The sequence below is a fragment of the Paraburkholderia sp. genome (assembly GCF_026225065.1).
Classification (GTDB): domain Bacteria; phylum Pseudomonadota; class Gammaproteobacteria; order Burkholderiales; family Burkholderiaceae; genus Paraburkholderia.
Window position 1 is genome coordinate 1 of record NZ_JAMFSB010000207.1, and the last position, 19,460, is coordinate 19,460.

General features: G+C 63.0%; 17 protein-coding genes and 1 pseudogene. 14 read left to right on the forward strand and 4 right to left on the reverse strand.

Annotated elements, in window-relative coordinates:
- Positions 1 to 100: 100 nt before the first annotated feature.
- Positions 101 to 316 (reverse strand): DUF3311 domain-containing protein, encoded by a 216-nt coding sequence (locus tag M0954_RS15335; protein WP_122156025.1) that lies wholly within the window; start codon positions 314 to 316, stop codon positions 101 to 103.
- 349 nt (positions 317 to 665) lie between these two features.
- On the opposite strand from M0954_RS15335, the gene M0954_RS15340 reads away from it, so the two are divergent.
- Entirely contained in the window at positions 666 to 1,334 is a 669-nt protein-coding gene (locus M0954_RS15340) for a MarC family protein (RefSeq protein WP_123387561.1), read from the forward strand.
- Between the two features lie 16 nt (positions 1,335 to 1,350).
- The gene (locus M0954_RS15345; RefSeq protein WP_123387203.1) at positions 1,351 to 2,184 is read left to right on the forward strand and encodes a class II glutamine amidotransferase; all 834 of its coding nucleotides are present in this window, start codon (positions 1,351 to 1,353) and stop codon (positions 2,182 to 2,184) included.
- Between the two features lie 77 nt (positions 2,185 to 2,261).
- Here M0954_RS15345 and M0954_RS15350 read toward each other — a convergent pair whose 3' ends face one another.
- Positions 2,262 to 3,845, reverse strand: coding sequence for a methyl-accepting chemotaxis protein (locus M0954_RS15350; RefSeq protein WP_297354114.1), 1,584 nt, complete (start codon positions 3,843 to 3,845; stop codon positions 2,262 to 2,264).
- A 209-nt stretch (positions 3,846 to 4,054) separates the two neighbouring features.
- Between M0954_RS15350 and M0954_RS15355 the strand changes: the two genes are divergently transcribed.
- Positions 4,055 to 4,915, forward strand: coding sequence for an MBL fold metallo-hydrolase (locus tag M0954_RS15355; protein ID WP_297354115.1), 861 nt, complete (start codon positions 4,055 to 4,057; stop codon positions 4,913 to 4,915).
- 32 nt (positions 4,916 to 4,947) lie between these two features.
- On the opposite strand, the gene M0954_RS15360 is transcribed toward M0954_RS15355, so the two are convergent.
- Both M0954_RS15360 and M0954_RS15365 read right to left on the reverse strand, forming a co-directional pair.
- On the reverse strand, positions 4,948 to 6,687 hold the full coding sequence (locus M0954_RS15360) for a cobalamin biosynthesis protein CobT (RefSeq protein ID WP_297354117.1): 1,740 nt from the start codon (positions 6,685 to 6,687) through the stop codon (positions 4,948 to 4,950).
- Positions 6,688 to 6,692: 5 nt separating this feature from the next.
- Complete coding sequence (locus M0954_RS15365) at positions 6,693 to 7,928, reverse strand: AAA family ATPase (RefSeq protein ID WP_297354119.1); 1,236 nt, start codon at positions 7,926 to 7,928, stop codon at positions 6,693 to 6,695.
- 339 nt (positions 7,929 to 8,267) lie between these two features.
- Between M0954_RS15365 and M0954_RS15370 the strand changes: the two genes are divergently transcribed.
- The 11 genes and pseudogenes from M0954_RS15370 to M0954_RS15420 form a co-directional block, all read left to right on the forward strand.
- The gene (locus M0954_RS15370) at positions 8,268 to 9,374 is read left to right on the forward strand and encodes a porin (protein WP_208297255.1); all 1,107 of its coding nucleotides are present in this window, start codon (positions 8,268 to 8,270) and stop codon (positions 9,372 to 9,374) included.
- Positions 9,375 to 9,519: 145 nt separating this feature from the next.
- Positions 9,520 to 10,641 carry an NAD(P)/FAD-dependent oxidoreductase gene (locus tag M0954_RS15375; protein ID WP_297354121.1) on the forward strand — a complete coding sequence of 374 codons (1,122 nt, stop codon included), beginning with the start codon at positions 9,520 to 9,522 and terminating at the stop codon, positions 10,639 to 10,641.
- Positions 10,642 to 11,021: 380 nt separating this feature from the next.
- Positions 11,022 to 12,119, forward strand: a complete 1,098-nt coding sequence (locus tag M0954_RS15380; RefSeq protein WP_297354123.1) for a BMP family ABC transporter substrate-binding protein — start codon at positions 11,022 to 11,024, stop codon at positions 12,117 to 12,119.
- Between the two features lie 36 nt (positions 12,120 to 12,155).
- Complete coding sequence (locus M0954_RS15385) at positions 12,156 to 13,271, forward strand: ABC transporter permease (protein ID WP_297354125.1); 1,116 nt, start codon at positions 12,156 to 12,158, stop codon at positions 13,269 to 13,271.
- Positions 13,264 to 14,190: an ABC transporter permease gene (locus tag M0954_RS15390; RefSeq protein WP_122156016.1), complete on the forward strand. Its 927-nt coding sequence runs from the start codon at positions 13,264 to 13,266 to the stop codon at positions 14,188 to 14,190. The genes M0954_RS15385 and M0954_RS15390 overlap by 8 nt, the downstream gene beginning before the upstream one ends.
- Positions 14,191 to 14,259: 69 nt before the next feature.
- Positions 14,260 to 14,952, forward strand: coding sequence for a cysteine hydrolase family protein (locus M0954_RS15395; RefSeq protein WP_133894741.1), 693 nt, complete (start codon positions 14,260 to 14,262; stop codon positions 14,950 to 14,952).
- A gap of 6 nt (positions 14,953 to 14,958) precedes the next feature.
- Entirely contained in the window at positions 14,959 to 16,581 is a 1,623-nt protein-coding gene (locus M0954_RS15400) for an ABC transporter ATP-binding protein (RefSeq protein WP_133894742.1), read from the forward strand.
- A 158-nt stretch (positions 16,582 to 16,739) separates the two neighbouring features.
- Positions 16,740 to 17,402 carry a cysteine hydrolase gene (locus M0954_RS15405; RefSeq protein ID WP_122156013.1) on the forward strand — a complete coding sequence of 221 codons (663 nt, stop codon included), beginning with the start codon at positions 16,740 to 16,742 and terminating at the stop codon, positions 17,400 to 17,402.
- Positions 17,403 to 17,404: 2 nt separating this feature from the next.
- Positions 17,405 to 17,803 (forward strand): oxalurate catabolism protein HpxZ, encoded by a 399-nt coding sequence (gene hpxZ, locus M0954_RS15410; protein ID WP_123387213.1) that lies wholly within the window; start codon positions 17,405 to 17,407, stop codon positions 17,801 to 17,803.
- 1 nt (position 17,804) lies between these two features.
- Positions 17,805 to 18,557: a GntR family transcriptional regulator gene (locus M0954_RS15415; protein WP_122156011.1), complete on the forward strand. Its 753-nt coding sequence runs from the start codon at positions 17,805 to 17,807 to the stop codon at positions 18,555 to 18,557.
- Positions 18,558 to 18,920: 363 nt separating this feature from the next.
- Positions 18,921 to 19,460 (forward strand): annotated as a pseudogene (locus M0954_RS15420) (hypothetical protein); the annotation flags it as partial.

A 19,460-nucleotide genomic window follows, 5' to 3' on the forward strand; every position in this document is an offset into this window, starting at 1 on the left:
ACGGTCCATTGTTCGAGACTCATGTCGTGACCGCGCTTGGCGCGAAGCCCGAGAAACAGCGCGAACGCCGTGAAGAGGGCAATGATAACGAGAGCGCTGCTCATGATCGGGCCTCTTCGGTATCGACGGCGGTCTGACGGTTGGTGGGATCGAACCGGTAGACGATCGCCATGATGACCGAGATCAGGATCACCCATAGGACGATCCAGGCGAGCACGAACGGCATGCCCAGCACGAGTGGCTCGACACGGTTGACGAACGGCACGCCGAGCAGAATGCCGATAAACGGCAGCGCGGCGAGAATGCGAAGGAACATGGGGAGCAACTCCTCGAACGGGTAGGTGCGTCTGGGGAAGCCAGTCTTCCGTCCCGACTTTATATGCCAGATGGCTCTGGTCCGTAAAGGTCGTCAAAAAGATGTAGGCAATTTGAAGGCTTTGGGAGTAGGGCAGTCGTAACGGGAGCGGCCGGGATATGATTAGGCGTACGACCATAGGGTGGCCATGGGTGTCTACGGCAATCGGGTTTGCCCGCATGGTCTGGCCGCGCAGCACCAGAACAACGATCTGGGTGGGGAAGCAGGTCCCGCCCAGCCAGACACAATCCGATGGCTCATCGCGTCCCCGCTGGGGCCCATCAGCCGTCGCTCGATGCGGATCGCCAACATGGTGGAAAGTCTGATCTCGGACATTATGTTTGGGTTTATCGGATTGATCAGCATCATCAATCCATTCGGTATTGCCTTCGTCTTCCTTGACCGGACTGCATCGCTGACCACTGAAGAGCGCACCGCGCTCGCACGCAAGATCGCCATTAACGTGATGTGCGTGCTGCTCGTCGCATTCTTCCTCGGCACGCCTGTTCTGCATTTTTTCGGCATTTCCATGGAGGCGCTGCGCATCGGCGGCGGACTGGCCGTGGCGGTCGCCGGCTGGAACATGCTCAATGCGCCCGATACGCCACCGGCGGAACCGGCCGTCAAGCGTGTCGATGCGGAGAACGCCACCTCCCGAGCTTTCTTCCCGCTGACGGTGCCGTTGACCACCGGGCCCGGTTCGTTGGCCACGGCGATCGCGCTGAATGCGAACCGAACCCACAAGCTGTCCGAGTTCGTGCTGTCGAGCATCGCCTCGGTTGTGATCTCGATCATCGTGGCGGTGGTGGTCTACATCACGTATAGCCGTGCCGTCATTTTTGCCCGCTATCTTGGCGTCGAAGGCACCAAGGTGGCGATGCGGGTGTCGTCGTTTCTGCTGCTGTGCATCGGCGTGCAGATCATATTGACGGGGTTTTCGGAGTTTCTGATTCCTATTGCGCAGTTGCCACCTAAGTAGTCATTGGAGGTCCCTCATGTGTCGCTGGCTGGCCTACACCGGCAATCCCGTCCAACTCGAGACGGTTCTGTTCCGCGCCAAACATTCGTTGATCGATCAAAGCCTGCATTCGCGCCTCGGCAAAACCACCACCAACGGCGACGGCTTCGGCATTGGCTGGTACGGGCGTCCCACCGACATCCCGTTTCGCTACCGCTGCATGCAGCCCGCGTGGAGCGACCGGAACCTGCGCGAAGCTGCCCGCGCGATTCACTCGCCGCTCTTCGTCGCGCATATTCGCGCGGCCACCGATACCCCCGCTCAGGAAACCAACTGCCATCCGTTTCGCCACGGACGCTGGCTATTCATGCATAACGGCCTCGTGCGCAATTACCCGGCGGTGCGACGCGAACTGATGCTGGCGATCAAGCCTGACCTGTTCCCGTCGATTGAGGGTTCGACCGATTCCGAAGTGTTGTTCTATCTTGCGCTGACCTTCGGCCTGGAGTTGACGCCGGTCACCGCACTGGAGCGGATGGTCGCTTTTGTCGAAGCCACGGGCCACAAGAACGGCGTCGAACAGCCGCTGAACATGACAGTCTGCGCGACCGATGGCGAGCAGATCATCGCCGTGCGTTATTCGAGCGAGCGCGACTCGCGCACGTTGTTTCACAGCACGTCGTTCCACCACCTGCATGAGTTGTATCCGCACGATGCGCGTATCACCGCGGCCGGCGACGATGCATTCCTCGTGTTGTCCGAGCCGCTGGTGGATCTGCCCGGCTGGTGGGAGGAGATTCCGGAGCGTACAGCGTTGGTAGCGCGCGGTGGCCAGATCGAACAGTACGACTTCAACCCGCACCTGGGATGACCTGGGCCAACCCGGGCGGCGCCGGGTAACCCTTGGGGCGCAGCACCGGTTCAGCTTTAAAACGCGGCGCCAGAGATTCAATGCTGTACTGCTGAGCCGTGCGAAGTTTCCCCCACGTCGAACGCCGCCACGGCCGCTTGCAGCTGCCGCGACTGATCCTCGAAAGACAGTGCAGCCGCAGCCGCCTGCTCGACGAGCGCGGCATTCTGTTGAGTCACGTTGTCCATCTGCGTGACGGCCACGTTGATCTGCTCGATTCCCTCGCTCTGTTGCGCCACCGCCAAAGCGATCTCCTGCACGATACTGGTCACACGCGCCATCGCGTCTTGCGCTTCCTGAATCGTCGCACCTGTCCTTTCGACCAGCTCGGCGCCCGCGCCGACCTTGCTCACGGCGTTCTGGATCAGCCCGCGAATTTCCTTGGCAGCACTCGCGCTGCGCTGCGCCAGATTGCGCACTTCACTCGCCACCACCGCGAAGCCACGGCCTTCCTCACCGGCCCGCGCGGCTTCGACGGCGGCGTTCAACGCGAGGATATTGGTCTGAAAGGCGATGCCTTCGATCACTGCAATGATGTCGACCATCTTCTGCGATTCGTTGGAGATGTCGCGCATGGTGGCGACCACTTCGATCACCATCGCGCCACCGCGGTCGGTGACCTGCGCGGCGTTGGTCGCGAGCTGGCTCGCGCTGCGGGCATTCTCCGCGGTCTGATGCACCATCGAGGTCATTTCTTCGAGGCTCGACGCGGTTTGCTGCAGCGCGGCCGCCTGGCTCTCGGTGCGTGCCGAGAGGTCCGCATTGCCGCTGGCAATCTGGCGAGCGGTGACGGCCACGTTGTCGGCCACGCCGCGAATCTCGCCGACAGTGTGTTTGAGCGCATCGCGCATGCGCCGGATGGTCAGCATCAGGCTATCGGTATCGTTCCTGCGCGTGCGGATGCCGATGGCGAGGTTGCCCGAGGCTATCGCTTCTGTAACGTCGGCGGCGTAGTGTGGATCGCCGCCGATCGTGCGTTCGATGCTGCGGTTGATGAGCGCGACCAGCAACGCCAGCAGCACGGCCAGCACGAGGAACACGCCGCCCGCTGCATACAGGGAGTTATGGAACGCCGCGGCGATATCGTCGGTGTAGGCGCCGGTGGCGATGATCCAGTCCCAAGGGGCATAACGTACGACGTAGCCGAGCTTGTCGACCGCCTTGGCCGGCGTGACATGCGGCCGGGGAAACACGTAGTCGACGAAGCCGCCTTGCGGCGCCTGCGCGGTCGAGGCGAAAGCGACGTAGTGGTGGCGGCCGTCGGCGTCGGCGACGTCGCCCAGATCCTTGCCGTTCATCGCCGGTTTCATCGGATGCATCACCATCTGCGGCCGCGAATTGATGACGAGGAAGTAGCCGTCCTCGCCATAGCGGATGTCACGCAGCCGGGCGAGCGCCTGCTTGCGAGCCTGATCCTCGGTAAGAGTGCCGGCCTTCGCAAGTGCAGCGTACTCCTCGACAATCGACAGGCCGATATGCGCAACATTGACCAGATCGTTCTTGCGCTCTTCGATTCGTGTCTGGTAGGACAGCCAGGCAGCGGAGATCGATACCAGCAGCAGGGCGGTCAGGCTGACGAGAAGCGGCAGCCAGAGTTTCTGCTTGAATCCGAGCTTGCGCATGCACACTCCGTGAGGTGCTTGTTATGTAGGTCAGTCCGTGGGGCGGCGCGGCCCGGCGGCCCTCATCGGATTATCGGCATGCGCTGCCCGCAATTGTCTAGAGTCAAACCCTTGGTGGGTCGACACGTGACGCATAGGTATGCCCGAGCGCCGCTGCCGGCGCGGAATGGCGAATAATGTGGCTTTGAACCGCTTGCCGGGAATCGACCATGCCGCCCCTCATTGAAGCTTTTTTCGATCACGCCACCTCGACCGTGACCTATGTGGTCCACGCGGGCGACAGCTCCGCCTGCGCGGTGATTGATCCGGTACTCGATTACGACCCGAAAGCCGGGCGCACGTCGACCGAGTCGGCGGAGCGGGTGGTCGCGTTCGTGCGCGAGCACAGTTTGCAGGTGGCGTGGCTGCTCGAGACGCACGCGCACGCCGATCACCTGTCGGCGGCGCCTTACCTGAAGGAAGCGCTGGGCGGCCGCATCGCGATCGGCGAAAACATCCGCGCGGTGCAAGGGGTCTTCAAGAGCGTCTTCAATCTCGGTGCAGAGCTCCACGCTGACGGCAGACAGTTCGACCATCTGTTCGCGGCGAACGAAACGTTCAGCATCGGCGCGTTGCAGGCGCGGGCGCTGCATGTGCCGGGCCATACGCCAGCAGACATGGCGTACCAGATCGGCGATGCGGTGTTTGTCGGCGACACGCTGTTCATGCCGGATGTCGGGTCGGCGCGTTGCGACTTTCCGGGCGGCGACGCGCGGATGCTATACCGCTCCGTGCAGAAGCTGCTCGCGCTGCCGGCGCAGACGCGGCTCTTCATGTGCCACGATTACCCGCCCTCGACGCGCGAGCCGCAATGGCAAACCACGGTGGCCGAGCAGCGGCGCAGCAACATCCACTTGCGCGACGGTGTCACGGAGGACGAGTTCGTTGCAATGCGCACGGCGCGCGACCGCACGCTCGAGATGCCAACACTGATCCTTCCCGCCATTCAGGTGAACATCCGGGCCGGAGCGTTGCCTGAGGCGGAGGCAAACGGCGTGCGCTATCTGAGGATTCCGTTGAATGCGCTTTGAATCTGCGCGTTTGAATCTGCTTTGAATTGTCCCTACCGCTTCAGCAACATCGCGCTCAACACGGAAAATACCGTCGATGGCAGTTCTGAGAGCCGGCTCACCACCACGTTGTGGGGATAAAACGCTTCCACCGCATCGGTCAGCACGCCGATCCCCACCAGCTCGATACCGGTCTTCTGGATCGCCGCCACGCGTTGCCGCAGATCGCTGCGCAACACCAGCGGATCGCCGTCGCCCGTGGCCGGATAGCCATCGGAGAACACCATCAGGATGCGGCGCTCGGCGGCATGATCGGCGAGCCGCGTCGCTGCCCACGCAAGCGCTTCGCCATCCGGGTTCTCATGGCCACAGTCGATGCCGGTGAGGCCGCTCAGATCGGCTGTGCCGAAACGTTTATAGATCTGCAGATCGAGCCGCTCGACGAGCCGGTTATAGCGGTGCAAATCCGCGCCCGCGGCCTTCTGCCGCGCGTACAGCTGCTTCATCTGCGGGGATTCGATGGAGCTGTAGCCGAGCACCTCGCAATCGAAGCCCAACTGGGTCAGCGCATCGCCTAGCGCGGCCGCGCACAACTGGGCCAGTTCGATCTTGCGGCCGGCCATCGAACCGCTGCGATCGATCAGCAGGGTGACGGCCACGTCGCGTCCTTTGGTGGCGCGTTTCACCTTGAACGGCGTGCGATAGCCCGGCGACGTGGCGAGCTTCGCCAGCGACGGCCGGTCGATCTCGCCGCGCTCCTGCTCGCGCCGCCAGCGCGTTCGCTCGTCGGCGCTGAGTGCGCGTTCGAGTTTTTCCTTGAGTTGCGCGGTTTCGGCCCGAGCACGCATACGGAGTTTGCGCCAGGCGGCCAGGTCACCGCGACCCGTCTGGTCGTTGACCACGTCGAATTCGGTGGCAAGCGGGATCGACATCACCATCCGGGCAGATGCGCGCAGCGGTTGTACCGTGCTGTCCGCACGCGCGGCGGACGGTTGCACATCGGCCAGCGCGTGCCCCATACCAGCGCCGTTCAAGGCCTCGGCGCCACCGCCCGGGTCCAGCGGCGCAGCCGCCGCGTTCTCTTCGCCGGCGCGCGTACCGTCGCTTTCGAACGGCTCGAACGAAGCGCGCAGCGGATCGGTATCGATGTCCTCGGCGGTACCGCCCGTGAACATCATGTTATTGACGTCGCCCGCAGATAGCGCCCGGACCCGCGCCAGAATCTCCTGCGCGGCGGCGATGCTGTCGGCGGTTGACCGGCTGCGACTCGCCCGTTCGAGCAGATCCTGCGCGGCCACTAGCGCGGCAGAAAGCGACTGGCTGTTTTCCGCGCCGCTGCTAGCTTCGCCCCATAGCATGCGCTCGACGCGCCAGATGAAGCGCTCGCGCCAGCGCAGACGATTCCAGCCTTGCTGCATGCGGGCCGCAGCATGTGCACGCAGCTTGCCGATAAACCAGCGCGCACCGGGATACTCGTCGAGCAACTGGGCACACACGCGCCGGTCTTCGATCACCTGCGCGAGGTTCGCCTCGACACCGCGCGGCAGCGCTTCGAGTTGCGGGAGGGCCGAATGTTTTGCACGGGCCACCAGCAGGTCGAGATAGCCGACCAGCACATCGGTCGATAGGGTATCGCCGACCTCGTAGTCGGGAATGACGATCCGTCCGCGCTCAACCCGCGGTCCATCCGGACTGAATACCACGCTCACGCCGTATTGTCCCGTGAGGACGCGCGCTATCTTGCTGAGCGCGGATTCGAACTCGAAACCTTTGGCGTCGCGCGCCGCGTGCATCGCGCTCACTCCGCGGGAGCGATGTGGTGACGAATGATGCCGCGGATCAGCGTGGCGTCTTCCGGGCTGACCTTGGCGTAGATAGCAGGGCCGGCTGCGCGCTCAGGGTCGCCGGTGCGCAACATCAGTTCGGCCCAGTCGAGCAGCCGCCGGGTGGAGAAAGCGCTCGCGAGATCCTCGCGTGCAAAAGCAGTACGGCAATCGGCGGCGATCGCCGCGAGCGTAGCGGCGACGGTAGGCGTCATATGTGGAGCGAGAGTGCGCATCAACACGTCGGCCTCTTCGGCTGGCGAGAGATAGTCGAGCAGGTAGACGCGCCACCGGTCGAGAAACGCCTCGTTCATCAGATTCGCGCCCTGGTACAGATGGCGGAACTGGCTCATCGCGCCGACCGCATTGGCCGTGCCGAACAGGCGAAACGCCGGATGCGGCGCCACGACCTCGTTGCCTTTTTCCTTCAGCGTGAGGCGGCCATGCGGTTCGAGCACGGCGGTCAGCGCGGCGAGAATCGACGGCTCGGCGAAGTCGATCTCGTCGACGATCAGCCAGAGTCCCTCGCGCATGGCGGTGGGCAGTACGCCGTCGACCCAGAGCGTCTCGCCGCCCTTAACCGTCCAGAAGCCGACGAAATCGCCCACGGTCGTCTGGCCGTTCATGTTCGAGCGCACCACGCCATGATCCGCGCGCGCCGCCACCTGTTCGATCAGACTGGTCTTGCCCGCGCCGGTGTGGCCGATCAACATGACGCGTTTGTTCTCGACGATATCTTCGACGATGTCGTTAAAGCGCTCGGAGAACAGATAGGCAGGGTTGATGCGCGGCACGAGCGGGCCGCCGGCGCCGCAGGGCACGTCGACTTCGCCGATCCGCACGGTGGCGGCGCGGGCCTCACCGGAGCCGGAGCCAGCGGCGCCAGCACTCGCGCGCCGCTGCGCTGCCGCTCGCTGAAGATCCGGCATAAACGCAGCGCGTTGCAGTGCATCCGCTTCGGGCACCGCACCGCGTGCCTCGAAGACGAAGCCTTCCCGATGCCACTTCTTCAGTTTGGCGCGCAGGTTTTCCGCATCGACCACCAGGTCGATATCGACGGCGCCATTGCTTTCGGCATGCTGCACGCCGTGTTCGAGGCGATAGGTTTGCGGCCGGTCCGCCACGCTGACGCGCCACCACTCGTCGCCGGTTTCGGCGGCGCGCAGGTAGAGGCCAAGGTGTTCAGCTTCAGTCAATTCAGGAGCGTTCATCGGAGCGTATCGATCGGGTTCAGCCGTGCTGGCCAGGAGCAAACGTCTATCTTATCCCGGACCTGCGAGCTGGCGCAGGCCGGTTCCATCTGCGGGCGCCGATTTGCCGATAGCCGGATTGCCGCCGCAAGCTGTTTTCAATTGACCGCCATCCGCTCAATCAATTAAGCAATTCGCACAATCGGGCCTCAGTCGAATGCACCCAACGCTGTTTTGCGCAGCCTGCGTTTTTCACCTAGAGTCAATATGTCCGGCGGCGCGAAAGCCCGCTCGCATAGGGCCAGGAGATAGCCCGTTTTTGGGTGAAGCCAATAACTATATGGCATTCGGCAAAATAAAATGAAACTACGCGAACCGTTAGTGGCTACCTTGCTGGTGGCGAGCCCTCTTGCGCAAGCACAATCCAGCGTCGTGTTGTATGGGCGGCTTGACGCCGGTCTGCAGTATGTCAATCACGTGCCGACAGGCAACGGCGGCACAGCGAACAGTTGGACCGCCGAGGGCGGCGACTGGGGCACCAGCATGCTGGGCCTCAAAGGCGCGGAAGATCTGGGCGGGGGCCTCAAAGCCATCTTCACGTTGGAAACCGGTTTGCAGGTGCAGAACGGCACCACGAGCGGTGGCTTGCTGTTTTCGCGCCGTGCGTTCGCCGGGCTGAAGAGCGACGAGTGGGGCACCCTGCAGGCCGGCCGCAATCTGTTCATCGATAGCGACGGTGTATGGGAATTCGACCCAATGGTGCAGCAGGCGTTTTCATCCGCCTCGCTGGTGCGCGGCCGCAACTGGCAGCAGACCAGCAACAACGTCGAATATCACAGCCCCGTGTTTGGCGGTTTCGACGTGCAAGGCCAGTACGCACTCGGCAATCAGCCGGGCGCTTTCAACAACGGCGCGGTTGGTCAGTTCGGCCGCTCCGACGGCATCATGCTGACGTATCACTCGACACTGTTCGACGTGCGTGGCATCTACGACGAGCTACGCGACAGCAACGGCCAGTTCGCCAACATCTTCACCAGTTCGCGCGAATTTTTCGCGGGGGCGAACGTGCAATTCGACTCGGTCAAGATCCAGGGTGCCTATACGCATTACTCCGCGCCGGATACGCCAGCCGGACTCGCGGACAGCGCGAATTACTACTGGCTGGGCGCGACCTACACCTTCAATCCAACGTGGGCGGTGACCGCAGCGGGCTTCTACGTGATTGTCGGCGATGGCGGCGGTGACGCGCTGCACGATCCGTCCGGTCACGCCTCGATGTACACGCTCAGCACAACGTACAACTTTACCAAGCGGACTTTCCTGTATGGCACGGTCGCTTACGTGGACAACAGCAGGCAAGCCGACTTCTCGCTGCTCGCCAATCCACGCGAAGGCGCGGGCAGCACAAGCCCTCTGCAAGGCGAGTCGCAGACGGGGGCGTACGTCGGGATCATGCATCAATTCTAATGGCGATAATGGCGATGACGGTACTGTCCACACAGTTCGTGGTGGCATCGTTGCCGGGATGCGGCTGAATCTGTATGGTGGATGAGCCATGCGCGGAGGGTCGTGACCGGTGACGACCGCGCGCGCTTACCCCCAAGGACGCCGAATGACTTCAGAAGCAGTACCGTCGACAGATGCATCACAGGCAACGCCTGCTCCGCAACAAGCCAGCGGCCAAGATGCTTCGCAAGGGACACCTGACGTACCACTGCGCACTGACATACTGATCGTCGGCGCAGGCCCGGTCGGACTCTTTGCCGCGTTCGAAGCAGGGGTGATCGGCTTGTCGTGCCACATTGTCGACGCACTCGACCGCATAGGCGGCCAATGCACGGAGCTGTATCCCGACAAACCGATCTACGATATTCCGGCCATACCGTCGTGCACTGCACGCGAACTGGTCGAGCGTTTGCTGGAGCAGTGTCGACCCTTCGAGGTACCGATTCATCTGGGTCAACGGGTCGACACCGTCGAACAGCGTGACGACGGCCGCTGGACCGTCAAGACCGGTCAGGGGCTCGTGTTCGATGCCGCCGCCATCCTGCTTGCAGCAGGCAACGGCGCTTTTGCTCCGCAGCGGCTAACGTTGGACGAGGCCGTGCCACTCGAAGGGCGCCACGTGCATTACAGCGTGCCCAGGCTCGCGGATTTCGCCGGCAAGAACGTGGTTGTGGCGGGCGGCGGCGACTCGGCGCTAGATTGGGCGCTCGCACTGCGTTCGGTAGCGCGCAAGCTGACGCTGGTGCACCGGCGAAATGGTTTCAGTGCTGTGGATTCGAGCGTCGAGCAGATGCGCCGTGCGGTCGAGGCCGGCGAGATGACGTTCATGGTCGGCGCGGTCGGTGGGTTGAGCGCGCCCGACGGCAAGCTCGAATCGCTCGAGATTCGCCAGATTGGCGGCGCCACCCAGATCGAAGCGGATCACCTTGTGGTGCTGTATGGACTGGTGGCGAATCTCGGCCCCATCGCCGACTGGGGCCTAAGCCTTCACGCCGGCCGGATCGACGTCGATACGTCGAACTACGAAAGCTCGCGGCCCGGCATCTTCGCGGTAGGCGATGTCGCCAACTATCCGAGCAAGCAAAAGCTGATTCTGTCTGGTTTCCATGAAGCGTCGCTGGCCCTGCGCAAGGCGTATACGTATGCCTACCCGGAGCAGAAACGGGTGCATGTGCATTCGAGCTACGACGCCAGGTTGGCCGCTCGCGTCGCGGCGAGCACCGAGTAGCAGGGCAGTGGCTTAGGCCGCTCACGCGGTCCCGTCCCTTCCAATATCCAGACACTCCCTCGTCGATCGCAAATCGCGCACGATCCTGCGCGGTTCACGATCGCCCCGTTGTGGGGAATGACGCACAAACATAGGCCGTCCTCCGGCCAGCCGGGACTGTCCCAGCGCTCTTGCGATCCGTCACACGGCGCGCCGCAAATCCTTGCTGCATAAGCCTCTGCGCCCTGCTGCGCGCGGCGCGCCTATCAATTGGCATAACTCCTGCTCTATGAGTTCAAACTTGTATCCAAGATTGAACTCATGAATCCCACGCGCTTCGACGCACCGTTTTCCACTGCTATTACTGCAATCAACCTCAACCACACGAGACCGGATCCGCTATGAGCAATCGTCGCCATTTTCTAAAGAATGCCAGCCTGCTGACGCTCGGCGCGGTGCTGCCGTTCGAATCCGTGTTTGCCGCCAGCAAACTGACCGTTGGCGTGATCTATGTTGGCGCACGCGGCGATTACGGCTATAACCAGGCACAAGCCACTGCCGCTAACGTGATCAAGGCGCTCCCTAACGTCAAGGTGGTCGAAGAAGAGAACGTGCCGGAAACCATCGCGGTGCAGAAGTCGATGGAAGCGATGATCGAGCAGGACGGCGCTACCTTGATCTTCGCCACCTCGTTTGGCTACTTCGATCCGCACGTGCTGAAGATGGCCGCCAAATATCCAAACGTGCGCTTCGCACATTGCGGCGGTCTGTGGAAGCAGGGCAACCCGTCGAATATCACCAGCTACTTCGGCTATATCGACGAATGCCAGTATCTGAACGGCGTCGTTGCCGGCCATATGAGCAAGAGCAAGAAGCTCGGTTTCGTGGCTGCCAAGCCGATTCCCCAGGTGCTGCGCAATATCAACGCCTTCACGCTGGGCGCGCAGTCGGTCGATCCTTCGATCACCACCCACGTGATTTTCACGGGCGACTGGTCAATGCCGGTCAAGGAAGCCGAGTCGGCTAACAGCCTCGTCGATCAGGGCTGCGATGTGCTGACCTGTCACGTCGACGGCCCGAAGGTCGTGATCGAAACCGCTGAAAAGCGCGGTGTCATGAGTTGCGGCTATCACGCAAGCCAGGCGGCGCTCGCGCCGAAGGGTTATCTGACCGGTGCCGAATGGGACTGGGCCACGCCGTACAGGGAACTGGTGGCGGGCGCGCAAACCGGCAAGCCGCAACCGAACGTTTTGCGCGGCGGCCTCAAGGAAGGCTTCGTGAAGATGTCGGCGTATGGCCCGAAAGTCACGCCCGACGCACGCCAGAACGCCGACGGCGTGAAATCGAAAATGATGTCCGGCGAGTTCGTGATCTTCAAAGGCCCGATCAAGGACAACAAGGGCGGCGTGGTGGTCGCCGATGGCACGAGCCATATCCAGACCGACTACACGTTGGAAAGCATGAGCTATCTGGTCTCGGGTGTCGTGGGCCAGATCTGATGCATTCGCAGTCCGAACATCTCTTAAGGAGCGGCCATGCGCCCTAATGCGAGTTCTGCCCGGCTGATGCTCGGGGTGCTGCCTGCGTTGCCGACCCTGTGCGCGTTAGCGGGCACGCTGTTGCTGTTCTGGCTGTTCCTGCTGGTACAGGGCGCACCGGCGCTCGACGCCATTGGGCTGATTTTTCAGGGCGCGTTTGGCTCGTCGTTTGCGTGGCAAAGTACCTTGCTGCGGGCCTCACCGTTGATGCTGACCGCGTTGTGCGTCGCCTTGCCGGCACAGGTTGGGCTGATCGTGATCGGCGGCGAGGGCGCGCTTGCGCTCGGCGGTCTCGCCGCCGCCGTGGTACCGCAGTGTTTGCCTGCCGGCACGCCGTGGCTCTTCGCGACGCCTATGATGGCGGTAGCGGGGATGCTGGCGGGCGGCATCTGGATCGGAGCGGTCGGCGCATTGCGGCAATGGCGCGGCGTCAACGAGACGATCAGCAGTCTATTGATGTCGTACATCGCGATTGCGCTATTCAAGCATCTGGTCGAAGGACCGTTGCGCGATCCCGCGAGTCTGAACAAGCCCTCGACCTTGCCCGTGCCCGACGCAATGACGATCGGCTCGCTGCCGGGGCTCGAAGTGCATTGGGGTTTGTTGTGGGGCGTGGTGGCCTGTATTGCGGCGTGGGTGTTCGTCAAGCACAGCACCAAGGGCTTCGCGATGCGGGTGGTGGGCGGCAGCAACCGTGCCGCCCGTCTGGTCGGTTTGCCGGTTGGCATGCTGGCGCTGGCGGCTTGTTCGATGGGCGGCGCTGCAGCGGGTCTTGCCGGTATGTTCGAAGTGGCCGCGGTGCAGGGCAGCGCGAATGCCTCGTTACTGGCGGGCTATGGCTATAGCGGCATTCTCGTCGCCTTCGCCGCGCGTCAGAACCCGCTCGCCATCGTGTTGTGCGCGGTGCTGATTGGCGGTATCGAAGCGAGCGGCAGTCTGCTGCAACGACGCCTCGATCTGCCCGATGCGACCACGCTCGTGCTGCAAGGGTTGCTCTTCGCGAACCTGCTTGCGTGGGAAGCGCTGGGCGGTCGTATCGTCGCGTGGCGCCTGAAACTGCAGGCGCTCGCGGTGACCGAAGTGCCGGTGCAACTGGAGAAGACTCATGCCTGATATGCATTCGCCTGTGGTGATCCTGTTGCTCTCATTGCTGGCCGGCGCGATTCGCGTGAGCACGCCGTATCTGTTCGTGAGTCTCGGCGAATGCCTGACGGAGAAGGGCGGCCGCGTGAATCTCGGTCTCGAAGGGATTCTCGTTTCCGGCGCGATGAGCGGCTATGCCGCTTCGTATCTGACAGGTTCGCCTTGGCTTGGCGTTCTGGCAGCCGGCGTTGTTGGTCTGCTATTCGGATGTCTGCACGGCCTCGTGTGCTCGTTGCCGCGCGTCTCCGACATCGCCTTCGGCATTGCCTTGATGCTGCTCGGCACTGGCCTCGCGTTCTATCTCGGCAAGCCGTTTATCCAGCCGCAGGCGCCGGTGCTGCCATCGATCGACCTCGGCGGTTGGGCCGTCTCGCCGCAACTGCATAACGCTCTGCATATCAGCCCGCTGTTCGTGATCGGCATCGTGCTGGCATTCCTGCTGCAGTGGGGTCTGCGCAGCACACGCTGGGGCATGACGCTGCGCCTCGTCGGCGATCACGCCGAGACCGCGCGGGCGATGGGTTATCCGCTCACGCGCATCCGGATTGCAGCCACCGCAATAGGCGGATTTTTCGCGGGCGTGGGCGGGGCGTATCTGTCGCTCGTGTATCCGGGCAGCTGGAACGAAGGGCTTTCGAGCGGCCAGGGTTTGATGGCCGTCGCACTGGTGATCTTCGCGCGCTGGCAACCGCTGCGTTGCCTCGTTGCAGCGCTGCTGTTCGGTGCGGCCGGCGCGCTCGGGCCTGCTTTGCAGGGCATTGGCGTGACAAGCGGCTACTACCTCTATAACGCTGCACCGTATGTACTAACGCTCGTGATCATGATCATCAATTGCCGTCCTGATCGCACACTGGCCGGCGCACCCGGCGAACTGAGCCTGACGCGCTGATGTGCTGACTGATGTGCTCATGCGTTCGCGCATAGCGCCTGGCGACGCCAACCTGAAGAGACAACCACCATGACCCGATTCATCGATGCGAAGCCTTACCCCTGGCCCTACGACGGCGACCTGCGTCCGGAGAACACGGCGCTGGTGATCATCGACATGCAGACGGATTTCTGCGGCCACGGCGGCTATGTCGACAAGATGGGCTACGACCTCTCGCTCACGCGTGCCCCGATCGAACCGATCAGCAGGGTGCTCGCACTGATGCGCGAGCAGGGCTTCACGATCATTCACACGCGGGAAGGTCACCGCCCGGACCTGTCCGATCTGCCGGCCAACAAACGCTGGCGTAGCCGCCGCGCTGGCACGGACGGCGTGGGTATCGGCGACGACGGTCCGTGCGGCCGCATTCTGGTGCGTGGCGAACCGGGCTGGGAAATCATCGACGAACTCGCGCCGTTCCCCGGCGAGATCATCATCGACAAGCCCGGCAAAGGCTCGTTCTGCGCGACCGATCTCGAACTGATCCTGCGTACGCGCGGCATTATCAATCTGGTGCTGACCGGCATCACCACCGATGTCTGTGTCCACACGACGATGCGCGAAGCGAACGATCGCGGCTTCGAATGCACGGTGCTGGAGGACTGCTGTGGTGCGACCGACAAGGGCAACCACGCCGCCGCGCTGCACATGATCACCATGCAGGGCGGCGTCTTCGGTACGGTGTCCGATTCGCAGGCAATGCTTGCCACGCTGGGGCGCTGACCGATCATGTCGACTCCCGCCCCCTACAACCAGCCGCAGGACGCCGCCACGCACGCCCTGGGCGTCGAGGTACTGGGTGCTTCAAAAACGTTCGGCACGTTTCGCGCGCTCGACAAGGTTTCGATCAAGGTTGCACCCGGCACGATCCACGCGTTGCTCGGCGAAAACGGCGCGGGCAAGAGCACGCTGGTGAAGGGACTGGTCGGCTATGGACTGCTCGACGAAGGACAGATCACCGCCGACGGCCGCGAAGTGAAAATCGCTTCGCCCCGCGATGCGCAGGCGCTCGGCATCGGCATGGTGTATCAGCATTTCACGCTGGCAACCGGCCTCTCGGTGGAAGAGAACCTGTTGCTGGCGCGTGGGCACCTGTCCTGGCGGATCGACTGGAAGAGCGAACGCGCGGCCTTGACGGAGTTCATGACGCGCATGCCGTTCAGCTTGCCGCTGGAAGCGCCGGTCGCCGGACTCGCGGCCGGCGAGAAGCAGAAGCTGGAAATTCTCAAACAGCTTTACCTGCGCCAACGCTTTCTGATTCTCGACGAGCCGACCTCGGTGCTCACACCGCAGGAAGCGGACGAAGTGCTCGGCCTGATGCGCGATCTCACGTCGCGCGGCGAGCTGACGGTGCTGATGATCACGCACAAATTCCGCGAAGTAATGGCCTACGCTGACGACGTCACCGTGTTGCGCAAAGGACGGCAGGTCGGCACGACGGCCGTCGCGCAAACCGATCGAGATCAACTTGCGAGCTGGATGATGGGCACAAGCTCGGCAGTGCAAACTGACTCCGCCGGGCAGGATTCGCCCGTGCTGGCGGAGATTCGCACCGAGCGGCCAGCGCGCAAGCCGGTCGATCCGAAGGCCGCAATCCGCCTGGAACTGCGGGATCTCTCGGTGCAGGACGACCGCGGCCACACCGCCGTGCGGCACGCCACGCTGTCGGTGCGAGCCGGCGAGATTCTCGGCCTTGCGGGGGTGTCGGGCAATGGCCAGAAGGAACTTGTCGAGGCACTGGTCGGCCAACGCCGACCGGTTGAAGGCGAGATGCAAATTGCCGGCGCGCCCTACCAGGCCACCCGCGAGCAGATGACCATGCGGCGTGTGTTTGCGATTCCCGAAGAGCCACTCAGGAACGCCTGCGTCGCTGGGATGAGTGTGGCGGAAAACCTCGCCTTGCGCGACTTCGACCGCACGCCGGTATGCCGCAGCGGCTGGCGGCTCGATCGTCGGGCAATGCGCGAGCGGGCCACGCACCTGATCCGCGATTTCAACGTAAAGCCACCCGTGCCCGAGCGGATGATCGGCACGCTATCGGGCGGCAATGTGCAGCGCGCCGTGCTGGCACGCGAGTTGGGACAACCGGTCGATGTGCTGATCGTCGCGAACCCGGTGTTTGGGCTGGACTTCGCGTCAGTGGCCGATATCCACGCGAGACTGATCGCCGCGCGCGATGCAGGCGCGGCCGTGCTGCTGGTCAGCGAAGACCTCGATGAACTGTTGGAACTGGCCGACCGCATCGCCGTGATGGCGGAGGGACGACTGGTCTATGAGACACCGGCAGCGAGCGCTGAGCGCTCGGTGTTGGGGCAGCACATGGCGGGACATACAGATGAAGCAGTGCACTAGAACACGTCTAAGGATGAGCGTTGCACGACCGCACAAAAACGGGGGTAGTTGCAAGTGACTGCGTGCCAATGGGCAAGCAGGGCAGAGATGGGACCGGTGACGGCGGGCGGCGCAAGCCGCCCGCACGTTATAACAAGGCTTAAACCAAGGTTTAAACCATGAGCAGCGAAGTTCAGGCTTTACCCTCGCCGTTTGTTTTCGAGCCGCATTACACCGCGCTCGTGATCATCGACATGCAGCGCGATTTCATCGAGCCGGGCGGCTTTGGCGAATCGCTCGGCAACGATGTGTCGTTGCTCGCGCAGATCGTGCCGACGGTCGTGGAGCTATTGGCGCTCGCGCGCAAGGCCGGCTTGCTCGTGGTGCACACGCGCGAGTCGCACGCGCCGGATCTTTCCGATTGCCCACCCGCGAAGCGCTTGCGCGGCGCGCCGCAGATGCGCATTGGCGACCCCGGCCCGATGGGGAGAATTCTGGTGCGCGGCGAACCCGGCAATGCGATTGTTGACGCGCTCGCACCCCTCGACGGCGAACTCGTAATCGACAAGCCAGGCAAGGGCGCGTTTTATGCAACGCCGTTGAGCGGCGAGCTGAATGCGCGCAGTATTACGCATTTGCTGTTTGCCGGCGTCACGACCGAAGTCTGCGTACAGACCTCGATGCGCGAAGCGAACGACCGTGGCTACGAATGCCTGTTGATCGAAGACGCTACCGCGAGCTACTTTCCAGCGTTCAAGCAGGCGAGCCTCGAGATGATCCGCTCGCAGGGCGGCATCGTGGGCTGGACCGCGCCTCTCGCGGCATTGAAAGAGGGACTGTGAGGATGGAAGTCAACAAGCCGGAGATCGTCGCCGAAGTGACAGCGGCCTTCGTCGAATACGAACGGGCGCTGGTCGACAACGACGTTGACGCGATGAACGCGCTGTTCTGGCATACGCCTGAAACCGTGCGATACGGAATTGCTGAAGTCCAGCACGGCGGCGAAGCGATTCGTGCGTGGCGCGCGTCCTGCGCGCCGGTGCCGCGTTCGCGGCGCCTGCATCGAACGGTGGTGACTACATTCGGCAACGATTACGCCACCGTCAGCACCGAGTTCACTAGCGACGCGACGCCGTTGCTCGGCCGCCAGATGCAGACGTGGGCACGCCTCGAGTCCGCGGCGCAGCCATACCAAGGTTGGAAAATCGTCGCAGCCCATGTCAGTCTGATCGCAATGCCTTGATATGAGCGAAAACGTAGCTGCAAACGTAATTGGAAGCGGTACAACCAGTGGTACCGCAAGCCCCTCGCCGAACGCTCCGAACGCGCTGGCCGAGCAGGTTTATCAGCAACTGAAGACCGACATCTTCAGCTTCCGGCTGTTCCCCGGCGACCGCTTCTCCGAGAGCGATATCGCGCAACACTACGGCGTCTCGCGCACGCCGATGCGGGATGGCCTGTTTCGCCTGCAGCGCGAGGGTTATCTGGAAGTGGGGTTCCGGCGCGGCTGGAAAGTCTCGGAGATCAACTTCGAGCAGCTGGACCAGCTCTACGATCTGCGCATTGTCCTCGAACTGGCCTCGCTCGAGCGCCTCACTTCGGGCAATGCGCCGCATGAATCGATCGATCCGCTCAAGGCTGTCTGGTGTGTCGAGACCGAGGTGCGCGAGAGCGACCCGGTCACCATGTTCGGCATGGACGAAAACTTCCACCGCCAGCTCGTTGCCGCGACCGGCAATCGGGAAATGCTTCGCGTCCATAACGAGGTGACCGAGCGCATCCGCATCGTGCGGCGGCTCGATTTTCTGAAGCCGCATCGCACCAGTGCGACCTACGACGAGCACTCGACGATGCTGCACCTGATCGAACGCAACCGCCTGCCCGAAGCCAGCATTCTGCTGCGCGCGCACATCACGCAAAGCAAACTCGAAGTGCGCAAGATAACCCTGTCTATGCTCGCCGCCGCGCGCGACCAGAAACTGCCTTTTGTGTCCTAGCCTAAGCATCGATTCCGCCGCACACCATCTCGCACTGCGGGTCGACACCGCACGCCCGATAGCTGCGGAATAAGGGGCGCAACGTTGCGTGACGCGCTCCGCGAACTTGCACCCGCAATGTGCGAGTTCGGGTTGATCATGCTGGAACATGGCGGAGATCGACTAATGCGCGCGGCCTTTGGGGTGCAGCGAAAGCAAATGGGTTTGCTACACTGCGATTGGGTTTTGCAGTACCCGCGACGCAACTTATCCCCGCAAGACTACGCGTGCCGCTGTGTTTCCAAAGACGTTAAGCGAAGCGCTCATTGACGCTCCCTGAATCGACCCGACGCAATGCTCCCGAGAATGTCCCGGAGGTGATTCATGTCCACTACGTTTTCCGGTTTGTCGAAGACTTTCCGGTGGACGCTTATTTGCGGTGCTGCGGTGCTAGCTTTCGGCACGCATGCACAGCGTCTGCTGGCCCAACCCTCGGCCGTTCCATCCGAGCTGCTCAGCGACGATGAACGGATCGCTTTCTGTACACAAATGCATCGCGCTTCCACACCGCAGGAGCGCAGCGCGGTGACTGCCAGCATGCGCGATACGTTGACGCCTCGCGCCAAGGGGCAAGGTGTTGCATTGCCATCGTGGCTGATCGAAGGACGGCCTGCCAGCGAGAGCGGCAGCATACCAGGGCTCAGTTGCGAACCCGGCGCGCCGCGGCCGCACGTGCAGGCTGCTGCGCCGACGCCTGCGCCCGCACCGGCTCCTGCGACCGCACCGGCTCCTGCGACCGTGAACGCACAAGTTCCCGAACGCAAACCGCCGCTGCCGCGTGAACTGGCGACGCGTGAGCCACCGCCACATGTACCTGCACCCGCAACGCAGGAACCGCCCACACGTCCGATGCCGGTCCGCGAG